General features: G+C 57.9%; 17 protein-coding genes. 13 read left to right on the plus strand and 4 right to left on the minus strand.

Translation table 11 applies throughout. The annotated features are described in order from the left end of the window. Window positions 1-490 precede the first annotated feature (490 nt). From HGO40_RS15395 to HGO40_RS15405, 3 genes are all read right to left on the minus strand, one after another. A complete protein-coding gene (locus tag HGO40_RS15395; protein WP_250963697.1) occupies window positions 491-1,195 on the minus strand; it encodes a cupin domain-containing protein in 705 nt (234 codons plus the stop codon). 49 nt (window positions 1,196-1,244) lie between these two features. After that, window positions 1,245-2,102, minus strand: a complete 858-nt coding sequence (locus HGO40_RS15400; protein WP_250963698.1) for a GNAT family N-acetyltransferase — start codon at window positions 2,100-2,102, stop codon at window positions 1,245-1,247. Window positions 2,103-2,326: 224 nt separating this feature from the next. Then, on the minus strand, window positions 2,327-3,253 hold the full coding sequence (locus HGO40_RS15405) for a 2-hydroxyacid dehydrogenase (RefSeq protein WP_250963699.1): 927 nt from the start codon (window positions 3,251-3,253) through the stop codon (window positions 2,327-2,329). A 286-nt stretch (window positions 3,254-3,539) separates the two neighbouring features. Between HGO40_RS15405 and gabT the strand changes: the two genes are divergently transcribed. The 5 genes from gabT (at window position 3,540) to HGO40_RS15430 (ending at window position 8,090) form a co-directional block, all read left to right on the plus strand. Then, complete coding sequence (gene gabT, locus HGO40_RS15410; RefSeq protein ID WP_250963700.1) at window positions 3,540-4,832, plus strand: 4-aminobutyrate--2-oxoglutarate transaminase; 1,293 nt, start codon at window positions 3,540-3,542, stop codon at window positions 4,830-4,832. Between the two features lie 89 nt (window positions 4,833-4,921). After that, on the plus strand, window positions 4,922-5,578 hold the full coding sequence (locus tag HGO40_RS15415) for an HAD family hydrolase (RefSeq protein ID WP_250963701.1): 657 nt from the start codon (window positions 4,922-4,924) through the stop codon (window positions 5,576-5,578). A gap of 46 nt (window positions 5,579-5,624) precedes the next feature. Then, entirely contained in the window at window positions 5,625-6,113 is a 489-nt protein-coding gene (locus tag HGO40_RS15420) for an Lrp/AsnC family transcriptional regulator (RefSeq protein WP_008146530.1), read from the plus strand. A 189-nt stretch (window positions 6,114-6,302) separates the two neighbouring features. Next, window positions 6,303-6,728 (plus strand): VOC family protein, encoded by a 426-nt coding sequence (locus HGO40_RS15425; protein WP_250963702.1) that lies wholly within the window; start codon window positions 6,303-6,305, stop codon window positions 6,726-6,728. Window positions 6,729-6,839: 111 nt separating this feature from the next. Continuing rightward, window positions 6,840-8,090: a cation:dicarboxylate symporter family transporter gene (locus HGO40_RS15430; RefSeq protein ID WP_250963703.1), complete on the plus strand. Its 1,251-nt coding sequence runs from the start codon at window positions 6,840-6,842 to the stop codon at window positions 8,088-8,090. A 103-nt stretch (window positions 8,091-8,193) separates the two neighbouring features. On the opposite strand, the gene HGO40_RS15435 is transcribed toward HGO40_RS15430, so the two are convergent. After that, the gene (locus tag HGO40_RS15435; RefSeq protein ID WP_250963704.1) at window positions 8,194-9,069 is read right to left on the minus strand and encodes a LysR family transcriptional regulator; all 876 of its coding nucleotides are present in this window, start codon (window positions 9,067-9,069) and stop codon (window positions 8,194-8,196) included. 133 nt (window positions 9,070-9,202) lie between these two features. Between HGO40_RS15435 and HGO40_RS15440 the strand changes: the two genes are divergently transcribed. The 8 genes from HGO40_RS15440 (at window position 9,203) to pstS (ending at window position 15,075) form a co-directional block, all read left to right on the plus strand. Further along, window positions 9,203-9,781, plus strand: a complete 579-nt coding sequence (locus HGO40_RS15440; RefSeq protein WP_250963705.1) for a TetR/AcrR family transcriptional regulator — start codon at window positions 9,203-9,205, stop codon at window positions 9,779-9,781. Between the two features lie 55 nt (window positions 9,782-9,836). Beyond that, the gene (locus HGO40_RS15445; protein WP_250963706.1) at window positions 9,837-10,940 is read left to right on the plus strand and encodes an alkene reductase; all 1,104 of its coding nucleotides are present in this window, start codon (window positions 9,837-9,839) and stop codon (window positions 10,938-10,940) included. 100 nt (window positions 10,941-11,040) lie between these two features. After that, complete coding sequence (locus HGO40_RS15450) at window positions 11,041-11,784, plus strand: SDR family oxidoreductase (protein WP_250963707.1); 744 nt, start codon at window positions 11,041-11,043, stop codon at window positions 11,782-11,784. Window positions 11,785-11,867: 83 nt separating this feature from the next. After that, entirely contained in the window at window positions 11,868-12,254 is a 387-nt protein-coding gene (locus HGO40_RS15455) for a nuclear transport factor 2 family protein (protein ID WP_250963708.1), read from the plus strand. An 85-nt stretch (window positions 12,255-12,339) separates the two neighbouring features. After that, window positions 12,340-12,726 (plus strand): nuclear transport factor 2 family protein, encoded by a 387-nt coding sequence (locus HGO40_RS15460; RefSeq protein ID WP_250963709.1) that lies wholly within the window; start codon window positions 12,340-12,342, stop codon window positions 12,724-12,726. Window positions 12,727-12,839: 113 nt separating this feature from the next. After that, window positions 12,840-13,277: an SRPBCC family protein gene (locus HGO40_RS15465; protein ID WP_250963710.1), complete on the plus strand. Its 438-nt coding sequence runs from the start codon at window positions 12,840-12,842 to the stop codon at window positions 13,275-13,277. A 16-nt stretch (window positions 13,278-13,293) separates the two neighbouring features. Then, a complete protein-coding gene (locus HGO40_RS15470) occupies window positions 13,294-13,878 on the plus strand; it encodes a flavin reductase family protein (RefSeq protein WP_250963711.1) in 585 nt (194 codons plus the stop codon). 165 nt (window positions 13,879-14,043) lie between these two features. Beyond that, complete coding sequence (pstS, locus tag HGO40_RS15475; protein WP_186705615.1) at window positions 14,044-15,075, plus strand: phosphate ABC transporter substrate-binding protein PstS; 1,032 nt, start codon at window positions 14,044-14,046, stop codon at window positions 15,073-15,075. Window positions 15,076-15,120 lie beyond the last annotated feature (45 nt).

A 15,120-nucleotide genomic window follows, 5' to 3' on the forward strand; every position in this document is an offset into this window, starting at 1 on the left:
TACTTCTTGGTCATGGAATATTCCTCAATAGGTGTAGTTTCACCTATTGAGGTGTCCGGGACTATTAGACCAGCTCAGACATCCATGTGACTGAACTACCGCCATCGCGAGCAAGCTCGCTCCCACACCGGATTTTCGGCAGACACTTAACACACATGCGCCCAGTTTCCCTGTGGGAGCGAGCCTGCTCGCGAACGGGCCGGCACCTTCAATATTTTCATTGAATGAGCCATCGCCATCGCGAGCAGGCTCGCTCCCACATGCAATCTTCAGTGGACACAACATTCATGTCCAACACAGACCCCCTGTGGGAGCGAGCTTGCTCGCGATGAGGCCAGTCAGCCCAGCACCCATGCGACTGAACCACCGTTATCGCGAGCAAGCTTTGCTCCCATGGATCTGATGGGTATACGACTGGGAGAGGCAGGTCGGCTTTAAGGCCGCCTCGTGGTTAACGGATATTTACACCAAGAAAAGCTACACCAGGCGATCACTTGCAAACATAGAACTTGCGCACATAGACACTGCTCTTCCACGCGCAGGGAGTGCCTCGCGGTACGAACACTGTATCTCCCGTGTTGACCGCCAGTTGGGTCCCATCGACTTGGAGAATGATGCTGCCTTCGACCAGGTACATCAACTCATGCATCGTATGTGGCCGCGCCCTACGGACATAAGGTGTCGAATCCCAAATGCCGATGCGCAGGTTGGTCGCGTCCTCGACGAACAAGTTGTTCGAGCGACATTGTGGCGTCGGGCTCAGCAGGAACTCTTCACTCGGAGGCGTCGAAGGGGAGAGCAGGGTGTGCGGGGGGAGAGCGGTCAGCCCTATGTTGCCGGCTTCAACCGGTTGGATATCGGCACAGAATGCCCAGAGCGAACCCGGTTGCGCCTCGATCCGAACCGATGTGCCGCGGGCAATCACGGCGCTGTCACCCGGATTGAGTTCGAGCGAGTGCTCCTGGCTCTGCAGGGTGACGTGTCCCGCGTGGACAACAATCGTTTCGCTGTAGGGGTAGTCATCGGTGCTGAATTGCCCGCTCGCCTGGACGATGCCGGCAGCAATGTCATCGGTCCCGACATAAGCGATTTGCCGGTCGAAAGGATCGTTGGCGCCCAATGAGCCGCGGGTGAATGCCGTGGACGCGGGAGTGCCGTTGGCATGGGCCAGCAGCACGGCAGTGGGTTCTAGCATGAGGGTGTTTCTCCAGGAGAGTGGATGGTATAGCGGTGATGGAGGGGCGTCAGCCGATGGCCTGGGTCACCAGCGCAAATTGATGTACGCCGCCGCTGGCCTGGGGCGGGGTCCCGCGGACCATTTGGGCGACGGTGTCGACCTGTTTCAACCCGGCTTCTTCCAGCCAGGCACCCAAGCCGCTGTCGGGCAGTACATCCATGCGCACGAAAGCGTCCGGTACTTGCGCCAATAACACGGCGATCAAGTACCTGGCCTGCCCTGGATTTTCTGCCACGACCGGGCCGATATAACGACCGCGGCCGAAGGGACGCAGAATGGCGAATCCGCGCAGTTGTCCATCGCGCTCGATGCCCACGACGTCGTCGACACTGTCGAACAGATCGTTGAGCACGGTATGCCTGTCCAGGCCGCTGCCGGCATTGGCGAGTTCGATCACCTCGTTTCGATCGGTGTCGGTCAGGCGGCGCAGGCGCTCACCGGATGGTAGGTCCGTGGAGGCAGGGGGCAATACGTTGCCCTGATGCTGCTGGATATGCCCAAAGTCAACGAATCCCTGGCTGGCATAAAGGGGCGCGCCGGCCAACGTCGCATTGAGCACCGCGGTCCGCGAACCGCACGCTTCGAGCGCCAGTTCCATCAATCTGCGCCCGATGCCCTGGCCCTGGTACTCATCGCTGACGATCACCAGGCCAATCGTGGCGTAATCACCCTGCGGGCAAGTGAACGCGGTACCGATCAGACGCCCTTCGTCCTCTACGACAAAGCCTTGGGAGACACGCTGCAGCATGGCCCAGTCTTCCAGACGGTGGGGCCATTTCAACTGCACGGACAAGGCATGGGCCGCCGCCACATCGGCAGCGGTCATGGGGCGGTAGGCATAGACAGGGCGTTGCGAGTTGGACATGACAGATCTCCATGGACAAGGGAGCGTGACCGGTCGGATTTCTCCGCTGAAAGTATGGGTATCTCACCTGCCGCCAGGCCTGACAAGAGGCCGGCATTGATTCGGTAGATTGCATAAGTTGCGGCTTCACGCGCCGCAGTTATTGCTCAAATCCGCAGCCGGCCCAGCAGCAAATATCAGCGTCTTTTTTGTCGGTGCTTATGCAGACGCATGGGCTGCGCGGGTCAATAACGTCGCTGGCGATCAATCTGGCCGAGCATCGATTCGCCGCGTTGATGCCGACGGATATTTTCCAGCAGCACGCCAAAGGCGCTTTCGGGTTGGGTCATCGCCGCGATATGCGGCGTCAGCACTATCTGTGGATGTTGCCAGAACGGGTGATCCGGCGCGGCCGGCTCCTGTTGCAGGACGTCGAGCACCGCGGCACTGAGTTGACCGCTGGCCAAAGCCTCGAGCAGGTCCGCTTCTATCAGGTGCCCACCGCGGCCCATGTTGACCAGGGCCGCGCCCTGGGGCAGGTGTCTGAACAATTGACGGTTGAGAATCCCTTGGGTCTGCTCGGTCAATGGCAAGACACAGATCACGATGTCGCATTGGCCGAGGAACGCCGGGAGTTGTTCGTTACCGGCAAAGCAATCCACGCCAACGATAGTGTGTTCGCTGCGTGCCCAGCCGGATAAGGCGAATCCAAAGGTCTGCAAGGTGGCCAGGATCTGCTGGGCCTGCATGCCAAGCCCCATGACACCGACCCGACGCTGGGCCGCCGGTTGCAGCAAGTGCGCCTGCCAGCATCGGGCGAGCTGTTGCTGGCGATAACGGAGCATATCCCGGTGCAGGCTGAGCACGGCGAAACTGGCGTACTCGCACATGCCCCGGGTGATACCAGGATCGAGTAGACGCACCACCGGCAGGGACATCGGCAGGCGATCAAGGTCGAGTTGGTCGACCCCGGCCGACAACGCGAACAGCACTTCAAGGTTCGGCAACAGTGCTTCGAGGTCATCCGGCGTCTGCCAAGCGGCGAGGTAGCGAATGTCCTTCGGATCGCCGATGTCCGGCCAGGCACGCCATTCGATATCCGGCGCGTGCTCGGCGAACAGACGCTTCCATTGTTCGCCGCGTACCGGGTCGGCTTTATAAAGCAGGGCCATGGGTCACTTCTCATACTGGATAGGGAACATCCAGCATGCCCGAGTGGTAAAGCAGGATGTATCAAAAGGGCCTGCGTAATCCGTCGACACTGCGTTGTATGGGGCGTTTGCCGGCAGATTCCATGGGGCTGGAGGCGGCTGAAGGAATCTGCTGTTTGCCGGGGTGAAAACAGTCGATCCGAATTTCCCAGAGGCCAAGTTCGGCTTAGACAATTGCGTCGAACGCTTAACCTGTGGAACACATCGCAACCGTTTCCCGGTTGCCTGGTTCACTGTGGGAGATGCCATGAACAGTAAAGTCGAAGAAACCCCAAGCTTGCTCCGTCAACGCGATCAATTCGTGCCACGGGGTCTGGTCACCGCACATCCACTGGTCATCGACCGGGCCCAGGGTGCCGAGGTGTGGGACGTGGACGGGGCGCGCTATCTGGACTTCGTCGGCGGCATTGGCGTCTTGAACATCGGCCATAATCACCCGAAGGTGGTCGCGGCGGTGCAGGCCCAACTGCAGAAGGTCAGCCATGCTTGCTTCCAAGTCGTGGCCTACAAACCCTACCTCGACCTGGTCAAGCGCCTGTGCGAGCTGGTGGGTGGCGAGCAAGCCTACAAGGCGGCGCTGTTCACGTCCGGCGCGGAGGCGGTGGAGAACGCGGTGAAGATCGCCCGTGCCCATACCAATCGTCCCGCCGTCATTTCCTTCCGTGGCGGTTTCCATGGTCGTACCTTGCTGGGTACGACGCTGACGGGCATGAGCCAGCCCTACAAACAGAACTTCGGGCCCTTCGCGCCTGAAGTCTTCCATACCCCATACCCGAATGCCTATCGCGGTTTCAGCAGCGAGATGGCGTTGCAGGCCCTGAATGAGTTGCTGGCGACCCAAGTCGCTCCGGATCGGGTCGCGGCGATCATCATCGAACCGGTGCAAGGCGACGGTGGCTTCCTTTCCGCGCCGCCGGAATTTCTCCAGGCGCTGCGGACCCTGACCGAGCAACACGGCATCGTGCTCATCCTTGATGAAATCCAGACCGGCTTCGGCCGTACCGGCAAGAGGTTCGGTTTCCAGCACGCCGGGATTCAGCCGGACCTGGTCACCGTTGCCAAGAGTCTGGCCGGTGGCTTGCCCAGTTCAGGTGTGGTGGGACGTGCGCACATCATGGACGCGCCGTTGCCCGGCGGTCTCGGCGGCACCTACGGCGGTAACGCCTTGTCGTGTGCGGCGGCGCTGGCGGTGATCGACGCTGACGAACAGGAGCAGTTGCTTGAGCGGGGCCAGGTCCTGGGCGCGCGGCTGCGTCAGGGCCTGCTGCGCTTGCAGGCACGTCACCCGCGCATCGGTGACGTGCGCGGCACTGGTTTCATGTTGGCCATCGAATTGATTAAAGACGATGAGGCCCGCAGCCCCGACGCCGAGCTCACCCAGCAACTGATCGACCAGGCCAGGGTAGGCGGGCTGTTGGTGATCAAATGCGGGGTGTACCGCAATGTCCTGCGCTTCTTGGCTCCCTTGGTCACCGAAGAAAGCCAGATCGACGAAGCACTGGCCATTCTTGAAGCAGCTTTGCTACGCGTGTTGGATTAATCTCAGGTCTCGATCGGCGCCTGTAACGAGGTGCCGACCGAGGGCATTTAGCGCAGATGGATTGATGAATGCATCATGGGAGGCGACACATGCACCTGACTGATTATCGTGCGCTGCTGATCGATTGCGACGAAGTCCTGGTCGATAGGGACTCCGGTGTCTGGACGGCCCTGCAACCCTTGCTCGACAACCACCCGGGCATGCCGGACAGGGACGCCGTGTTGGCGGAATTCGACGCGGCGGTGCGCGGGCTTTATCCGCGTTTCTCCGAACTCGGCTTCAGCGGTTTGTTGTGCTTTGCCCATCGTCAACTGGCAGAGCGCCTGGGGCTCAAGGTCAGTTGGGAGGAGGGCATGAGCTTTGCCCGTTCGGCAGGCAACTGGTCGCTGTTCGAGGACGCGCCCGGAGCGATGTTGTACCTGCGCAAATTCTATCGGCTGCTGGTGTACTGCGACCGCGATGCCGAGGATCGCGAGCCCCTCTGCGAGCGTTTGGGAATCCCTCCCGAGGACTTGCATTCCCGAGCGAACAATCCATTGGAAGATGAGGCATGGCTGCAGGCGAACACGCTCAAGCCAGAAAACATCATGCAAGTGTCCAGGCCACCTGCACAAGCGCCAAAGTCAGCGGGCCTGTGCCTGATCCGCCGTGGCCATGAACCTGATAATCAAGAATATTCTGCCGATTTCTACCTCACCAGCATGGCCGCCCTGGTCGCTCAGCATCAGCTATCTTTGCGCCGTTGAATTTGCTAAAACCACTGTCAACCTGAAGACAACCGAGGGGTACACGATGGAAGGTTTAATAAAACTAGACCGAATTGATATCAGTATCCTTGTTGAACTTCAAAAGGACGGTCGAATGACCAACGTCAGTCTGGCCGATGCCGTGGGGCTTTCATCCAGCCCATGCCTGCAGCGAGTCAAGCGACTTGAGTCGGCGGGTTATATTTCCGGCTACAGGGCTCATCTCAACCTGGCCAAGATCACTGACTCGGTCACGGTCTTCACTGAAATCACGCTGAGCGACCACAAGCGCGAGGACTTCGCCAAGTTCGAATCCAATATCCGCTTGGTCGATGAGGTACTGGAGTGTCATTTGATCAGCGGCGGCTACGACTACCTCGTGCGTTTCATGACCTGCAGCATCCAGCATTATCAGGAAGTCATCGAAGGGTTGCTGGACAAGAACATCGGCATTTCCAAGTACTTCAGCTATATCGTCATCAAGTCCCCGGTGCTAAAGGATGGGGTGCCGTTGCGTAGGTTGTTGCGTCACTGATACATCCTGGCGGCAAACCGAGCTTTTGGACTGCTCACAAGCAACAAAAAAATTTGTGCTTGTAGAAAATTTATATTGATTTTTTTTAGGCGTATGCGGCTTTAGCATGAATATGGCCTAAGAAGCCCGGCAGGCAGCGAGCCCCGTTGTCCGTTTGGAAATCAATAAAAATTGCAGCCCGGAGTCCCGATGAGTCTTTCTCCTTTCCACCTCGCAATCCCCGTGTATGACCTGGCCGCCGCACGCACATTCTACGGTGAAGTGTTTGGTCTTTCCGAAGGGCGCTCCAGCAACCAGTGGGTAGACTTCGATTTCTACGGCCATCAATTGGTCATCCATGAGCACCCTAAAACCGCTTCTCAAGAAAGCGTCCATAGCAACCCCGTAGACGGTCACGACGTACCGGTGCCTCATTTCGGGATCATTCTGGAATGGGCACAATGGGAAGCGTTGGCCGAGCGCTTGAGAGCCTTCGATACCAAGTTCGTCATTGAACCCTACATCCGATTCAAAGGGCAGGTGGGGGAACAGGCCACCATGTTCCTGTTCGACCCCTGTGGTAATGCACTTGAGTTCAAAGCCTTCAAAGATATGAGTCAGCTCTTCGCAAAATAATAAAAAACCTGGCGCGAATACATCGCGCCAGGAAATTCCAAATGAGCTGGAAGCTCATGAATCTAGCTACTGCCCTTAAGCAGTCCTTTCATTCCAAAAAAAAGGCTAGACATGAAACGTATCCCATTGGTTTGGCAGATCGTTGCTGGTCTGTTGCTCGGCGTGCTCGTTGGTTGGTACTTCAATACCCACCCGCAACATCAGGTTTGGGTCAGTACCGAAGTGCTTAAACCCCTCGGCGACATTTTCATCAAGATGATGAAAATGGTCGTTGTTCCCATTGTTTTTTGCTGCATGATCCTCGGCATTGCCGGGGGCGGCGATAACAAGTCCTTCGGTCTTATGGGGGCAAAGTCCCTGATTTACTTTTTTGCGATTACCACCTTGGCCATCGTGCTGGGGCTGTGCTTTGCCAATCTGTTCGAGCCTGGTCAGGGCACCCAGATTGCTGGCATCGCCCACAGCGGTAGCTCGGTGGTCACCATTGAACCGTCTAAAGGTGCACTGGTCATCCTGCAAAACATCGTGCCGGATAACGTGATCGTGGCGATGTCGGAAGCGAAGTTGTTGTCGGTGCTGTTTTTTGCCGTCCTGCTCGGAATGGCGCTGAACACATTGCCCAAAGCGAAGAGCGCACCGGTCATTGCAATCATCCAGGGCTTTTCTGATGCCATGTTCAAGGTCGTGTCGTTTGTCATGGCGTATGCACCGATTGGAGTGTTTGGCATGATCGGAGCAACCGTTGCGACTTTTGGATTCGCCTCGTTGTTACCCTTGCTCAAGTTGATTGGCGTGGTCTATCTCGCGCTGATTACTTTTGCGTTGGTATTACTGGGAGGTATTTGCTATCTGATCGGTGAAAATGTATTCAAGTTGATCAAGTATTTCAGGGATGAGTTGATTCTGGCGTTTTCAAGCGCTGCCTCTGCAGCGGTCATGCCGCAGTTGATGACCAAGCTTGAAGCGTACGGTGTCCCTGCGCGTATCGTCAGTTTCGTCGTGCCAGTGGGCTATGCCTTCAACTTGGACGGGGCTTCGATTTTCCTCGGTGTGGCGACGATCTTCATTGCCCAGCTATACGGCATCGATCTTTCATTGACTCAGCAGATCTTGCTCGTAGTCACGATGGTATTGACGTCGAAGGGCGCTGCAGGTGTGCCTGGTTTCGCCATCATTATTCTGTCGGCAACCCTGGCGTCAGCCGGCCTGCCATTGGAGGGGGTCGCGTTGATCGCCGGGATTTTCAGGATTATCGACAGTGGAACCACCACCTTGAACGTCTTGGGTAATGCGATTGCGCCCTTGGTAATCGCCAAGTGGGAAAAGGCACCGCTTGTACGGAAAAAAGCCGTGGGCGCTTAGAACGCCGGGGCAGCGACACAAAAGGGCTCTCCACGTAACAGCGTCGAGAGCCCTTATTTTATTGCTGATAAGGTTCATCGTCGGGCAGACATCGCTCCTTGCCCTACGGGCTTTTCAGAACCTGGTCGGTAATCAACTGGACTAATAACTTTACCGGCTCGCTGAGGCTACGGCGCGCACGATGGACCAGGCCAATGTCGCGATGAAATGTGCGTTGTTTCAGGTCGATGGGGCGCACCCCGGCAGACCATTTCTGGTGGGTTGCCGTTTCCGGCACCAGCGCCACGCCCACTCCGTTTGCCACCAGCTTGATAATTGCATCCAGCTCATCGAGCTCGCAGACTTCATGCAGCGGTATATGAGCTTCTCGCAAGAACCGATCAACCTGACGCCCGCCAAAAGATGAGCGGTCATACCGAATGAAGGGCTGGCTTGATAACAGCTCCGCCCAGTCGTCTCCTGGCATATCGGCAGGAACGATCAGGCGGTACGGTTCACGGGCCAAGGTAGTCCAGCGCAGGTCGCTCTGCAGAGAGAAGGGTGGACGGATGATTGCGGCCATATCGATCTCACCTGAATCGACCTGGTTCACCAGTTCCATCGAAAGGCCGGGAACGACGCGGGTCCTGCATTGTGGGGAGCGTTGGTGAAACTCGGCGAGTGCTTCCGGCAAAAAGGAGCGTTGAACGGAGGCAATCGCGCCAATGGTGCCCAGGATACTGGCCGATAGGCCCACCGATGTCGTGCCCAGGTTTTGGAACTGGCGCACCAGCTCCTGGCCCTGCAATAGCACTTGATGTCCCATGCGGTTGAGCTGGGCGGAGCGTCCCTTGCGGTCGAATAACGCCACGCCAAGCTCCGCCTCGAGACGTTGCATCTGTGCACTGACGGCGGCTTGGGTAAGCCCGATCTTGCTGCCCGCCGCAGCAAACGTGCCTTCTCTGGCCACCGCGATAAGTGTTTTCAGTTCTTTGATCATTCGAAAATAATAATGTTGTTTTGACGGGAAACATATTCATTTTTTTTGTGATTGCAGGGCAGACTTCGTTATCGCGTATCCTTCGTAGAAGCTTGTAGACGACTGGTCTAATTTCCGGTAGGCTGCACCCACTATGAAGAAACCCGCTAATGAAATGCGCGAGCACATCCTTGATGTAGCCAGGGCGCTCATGACCCACAAAGGCTATACCGCCGTAGGTCTCAATGAAGTGTTGAGCACGGCGGGCGTGCCCAAGGGGTCGTTCTATTACTATTTCAAATCCAAGGAAGAATTCGGCCAGGCACTCCTTGATGAGTACTTTGACGAATATCTGTCGCGTATCGGCCCGATTCTCAAGCAACAGGCCAGCGGGGCAGAGAGCCTTCTGACGTACTTCCAGTATTGGAGCGAAACCCAGCATGACGACTCGGTCGATAACAAATGCCTGGTCGTGAAGCTTGGCGCTGAAGTCTGCGACCTCTCCGAGGTTATGCGGCAGGTGTTGGAGAAAGGCACGACTCGGATCGTGAAGCTGATCACGGACAGCATCGAGCGCGGAATCAAGGACGGCAGTATCGCTACCCGTGACAGTGTTGCGCTGGCTGAGTCGCTTTACCAATTGTGGCTGGGCGCCTCGTTGATGGCGAAAGTGAACCGTTCCACTCAACCCTTTGAATCGGCAATGACCCTGACAAAAAGCTTGCTCGGTTGAGCTCGCTTTTTTTTGCCTGGGAACTAGACGACTGGTCTACTAAACTGAGACGCATATGATTGATAACAATCCCCGCACTGATCTGTTCGAGCCCACGCGCATGGGGGCCATCGAACTCGCCAACCGTTTCGTAATGGCGCCGGTTACTCGTAGCCGTTACGCCGAAGACGGTGTCCCTGACGATCTGCACGCTACCTACTATGCCCAGCGTGCATCAGCCGGCCTGATCATTGCCGAGGCGACCAATATTTCCGCCCAGGGCCGGGGTTATGCCGCCACCCCGGGAATCTGGAGCGATGAGCAGACCGCAGGCTGGAGGAAAGTCACCGAGGCCGTGCACGCTGAAGGGGGCAAGATTGTGCTGCAGTTGTGGCACGTCGGCCGCTTCTCCAGCGTCGAACTACAGCCTGACGGCCAGGCACCGGTAGCACCGTCTGCAATCAAGGCCGAGGGCAGTACCTACACGGCCGGAGGTTTCGTTCCGGTGTCCATGCCGCGAGCCCTGGAAACCGATGAAATTCCCGGAATCATTGAGCAATACCGCGTGGCCGCACGGAATGCCAAGCGCGCCGGTTTCGACGGGGTAGAAGTACATTCGGCCAATAGCTATCTGCTCGACCAGTTCTTGCGTGACTCCACCAACCAGCGTACCGACCGTTACGGTGGCTCGATCGAAAACCGGGCGCGCCTGACCCTTGAAGTCACTCGCGCGGTGATCGATATCTGGGGCAGCGACCGAGTCGGTATCCGTCTTTCGCCAGTGACGCCCGACGCAGGTAATACGCCGCCGGACAGCAACGTCATGGGCCTGTTCGGTTACCTGGTGCCCGAGCTGAACAAGCTCGACCTTGCCTACCTGCATTTTGTCGAGGGCGCCACGGCGACCAGCCGCGACGTCCCCGAAGGCGTCGATATGGATGCCTTGAGCGGCCTGTTTACCGGGCCTTATATCGGTAACAACAACTACAACCTGGGAATGGCCATCGAGCGCCGCGCTCAGGGCAAGATCGACGCCGTGGCCTTCGGCCGCCTGTTCATCTCCAACCCTGATCTTGTCCAGCGCCTGCGCCTGGGAGCCGAGCTGACGATTGCTCCGCGTGAGAGTTACTACGGTGGCGGCGCCAAGGGCTACATCGACTGGCCCAATGGCAACTACTGAGGTTGCTGGCGGAGTAACCCCAGTGCTGTCCATGGGGATCGCCACGGCTCTCGTTATCCCCATGTGCCCAATTCCCGGGCGCAGGTAGAAGGATCAAAACATGAATTATCTGGATCAGAAAGTCGTCGTCATCACCGGTGCCTCTTCCGGTCTCGGCGCAGCTTCCGCGCGTGCCTTGGCTGCTTGTGGAGTACGTATCGTCGCAGCCGCCATCGATGGGCCAGGGCTGAACGCTTTCGTTGCGGATTTGCGTGCCAGCGGTGTGGACGCAGTTGGCAAGGTCACCGACGTGACCGACCTGGACGAGTCCCGCGCCCTGGCTCGATTCGCCATGGATACCTACGGCGCCCTCGACATCCTGGTCAACAACGCCGGCCTGATGCTGTTCTCCAACTGGACCGATATGGCTGTCAACGACTGGAACAAGATGATCGACGTCAACATCAAGGGCTATCTCAACATGATCGCCGCGGTACTGCCACAGATGCTCGAGCAGAAATCTGGCCACATTCTCAACATGGCCTCTGTGGCTGGCCATCAGGTAGGCGAGGCCGCTGGCGTGTACAGCGCCAGCAAGTTTTTCGTGCAAGCGATGACCGAGTCGATGCGCAAGGAGCTGGGGGTCAAGCACGGTATTCGTGCCGGCACGATCAGCCCCGGCGTGATCAACACCGGTTGGGCGGACAAGGTTGAAGACCCCGAGGGCCGCAAGGCCGCAAGGGCGCTTAACAAGATCGCCATTTCCCCGGACGACATCGGCAGGGCGGTGGTCTACGCCCTCAATCAACCTGCCAACGTCACTGTAAACGACCTGATTGTGTCCCCGACCCGGCAGGATTGGTAAGGGCGCATCGTGCTGGAAACCCGACGGGATTCCCCCGTGGACGCCCAAGCACTTCTCACACATTTAGAACCAGGAAAAACACCATGAGCAACCCCACTTACGTGCAGGAATACCAAGCCATCGTCGACGTGCTGAACCAGTACAACGAAGGCGGCAAGCAGGCCAAGAGCAGCGTCATGAAACCGGCCTTCAGCGAGCAGGCAACCATTTTCGGTGTCGATGGCGACGCCAAGTTGGTCGGCGGTGCGATCCAAGGTCTGTTCGATACTATCGACAACCCACCTTTCCGTCCTTCCCCGGAAGCCCAAGGTGTCATCGTCAACGTTGACATCGTTGGTACCGCCGCCAGTGCCCGCATCGATACCAACGATATCTCGGGGTTCTGTTTCACCGATTTCTTCAACTTGCTGAAGGTTGAAGGCAAGTGGACGGTGGTCAGCAAGATTTACCACACCCATATCGCTCCGTAATTGGCGGTTTTTCAATGAGCCCGGCGTCAAGCGATGCCGGCCTCCCACTGGCGCGTCCTGCGTCGCATTTGACTGGAGAGAAATCATGAGCAAGAACATCAAGGCCGTTCCTACGGCCGAATACGATGCCGTGATCGCGGTAGCGCAGAAATATGTCGATGGCCTGCGCATCGGTAGCGTTGAAGATGTGGCGCAGGCATTCCACAAGGATGCGGTCATGTACGGCTTCACCAACGGGGCGCTATTGGGTGGCCCGATTGCCAATCTGTTTGGCTTCATCGAGAAGAACGGTAAGGCTCCGGAGATCAAGACCCGCCTGGATGTGTTGGCGATTACGCCGACCACCGCGGTAGTACGTGTGGACATGGAAAAAGACGCCATCGGCGCCGACTACAACGACTATCTGACGTTGATCCGGATTGATGGCACGTGGAAGGTCATCGCCAAGGTTTATCACCAGTTCGAAGGCTGAGCGCTGTCACTAACCACTGGTCTTGGGTCATGCCCGCCGAGCGCGTGACCCCAGACGTTTCCCCCTTATGCTCATTGAAATCAGGCAGGCAGCGGCCTGTCAGGAGTCCTGCTATGCCTTCGGTTCACCACAACGCGCTGGTCAACAGCGACGCCACCCAGGTGTGGAGCGTCATCAAGCAATTCGCAAACATCAGCCAATGGCATCCGGTCGTTACCCGGAGCCTGATCGAGGACGGCCAGCCCGACGGCCTGGTCGGCTGCATTCGCACCCTGATCTTGCAGGATGGCGCCATCTTGCGCGAGCGCCTGCTGGCGATGGACGACAGCCAGTTGAGCTTTTCCTACCGTTTCGAGGAGGCGCCATTGCCGGTGGACGACTACGTGATGACGGTAAAGCTGATCCCCGTCAGTGGCCAGGACAAGACCTTGATCCAGTGGTCGGCGCGTTTCGACAACCAAGAACCGGATCCCCAGGGGCTGCAGCTGGACATTATCCGTGGTCTGATTGTCAGTGGGCATGACAGCCTGCAAGCGTATCTGAACCGTTGAACGCTGGAGGTTGCCGATGAACAAACACATCGCCCCGGTACCGCTGGAGAAGGCCTTTCGCCTGATCAATCACGGCCCCACCGTCCTCGTCTCCGCCCGTCACGACGGCGTGGACAATGTCATGGCCGCGTCCTGGGCCTGCGCACTGGACTACTCACCGCCAAAGTTGACCGTGGTGCTGGACAAGGTCGCCAAGACGCGAGAGCTGGTAGAGCACAGCGGCCACTTCGTTATCCAGGTGCCCACGCTCGCCCAGCTCGACCTCACGTACCAAGTGGGCCACCGCAGCCTGTCTGACGAGGCGGACAAGCTGACGCGTAGCGGCGTTGAGCTGTTCGCCATCGATGGCCAAGACGTGCCGTTCGTGAGCGGCTGCTCGGCCTGGCTGGCCTGCCGCTTGATCGCCGAACCGCACAACCAGGAGCGATACGACCTGTTCATTGGCGAGGTTATCGGCGCCTGGGCCGACACTCGGGTATTTCGCGACGGTCATTGGCATTTCGAGAGCGCCGAACCGGCCTGGCGTAGCCTGCACTACATTGCGGGTGGGCGTTTCTACGCGAGTGGTGAAGCCTTGGACTCGCGAGACAAACTCGACTGATCAGCAGCACACCGTTTCAGTGTTTTGCCAAACAGTTCCAGCTGCGCCCATCGGTGCGGCTGCACAAAAGGGAGCATTTGCTCCCTTTTGCCATTCGATTTTCATAAAAACGTAACACAACTGTTGCAGAGTTCTCCGGCCCGTCATCACAAGGAATTTCTTTCAATGAAAAGTTTGATGAAGTCTGCTGCGCTCGCCGTTACGCTTTCTCTTTGTGCCACTTCGGCGACCTTCGCTGCAGAAAGTGTCCGTCTGACGGGTTCTGGCGCGAGTTTCCCAGCGCCGATCTACCTCACCTGGTTCAAGGATTTCAGCAAGAAATCCGAAGGCGTCACGGTGGACTACCAATCCAAGGGCAGCGGCGCGGGTGTACAGGACTTTCTGAATAAAACCGTTGATTTCGCCGCCAGCGACTCGGCGATGAAAGACGAAGACATCGCCAAGGTCGCCGAAGGCGTGCAGTTGCTGCCGATGACCGCTGGGGAAATCGTCCTGGCCTATAACCTGCCGGGCAATCCCAAGGGCCTTAAGTTGCCACGGGATGTGTACTCCAACATCTTCCTCGGCAAGATCACTCGCTGGAACGATCCGCAAATCGTGGCGGCCAACCCGGACCTGAAACTCTCCGATACGCCGATCACGGTTGTCGTGCGTGCCGATTCCAGCGGCACCACCGCGGTATTCACCAAACACCTGGCGACCATCAACCCAGACTTCAAACAGGCGCTGGGGGAGGGCAACACCGTCAACTGGCCGGCCAGTGACAAGTTCATCAAGTCGCCGAAGAACGATGGTGTGACCGCTACCGTGCGCCAGACCCCGGGCGCGATTGGCTACATCGAATACGGCTTCGCCAAGCTCGCCAAGGTTGACTTCGCCCAGTTGCAGAACAAGGCCGGCCAATACGTCGTGCCAAACGCCGAGAGTGGTGCCGAGGCCCTGGCGGCGGTGAAGATGCCAGAAAGCCTGGTGTCCTGGTTGCCTGATCCAGACGGCGCCAAGTCGTACCCGATCACGTCCTACACCTGGATGATTTTCCGCAAGGACAACGGCAATCCGGCCAAGGCCAAGGCCATGCGTGAAATGGTCGAATACAGCCTGACCGAAGGCCAGAAAATTGCCGACTCGATGGGGTACATCCCGTTGCCGGCGTCGGTTGTCGATCAGGTTCGCAAAGCTTCCGCCAACATTCAGTAACGCCTGAGGCCTCTCCCGGTGTGGCATGTCAGCCATGCTGGGAGA

The sequence above is a fragment of the Pseudomonas sp. CG7 genome, from assembly GCF_023701885.1.
GTDB classification, from domain to species: domain Bacteria; phylum Pseudomonadota; class Gammaproteobacteria; order Pseudomonadales; family Pseudomonadaceae; genus Aquipseudomonas; species Aquipseudomonas zanjanensis.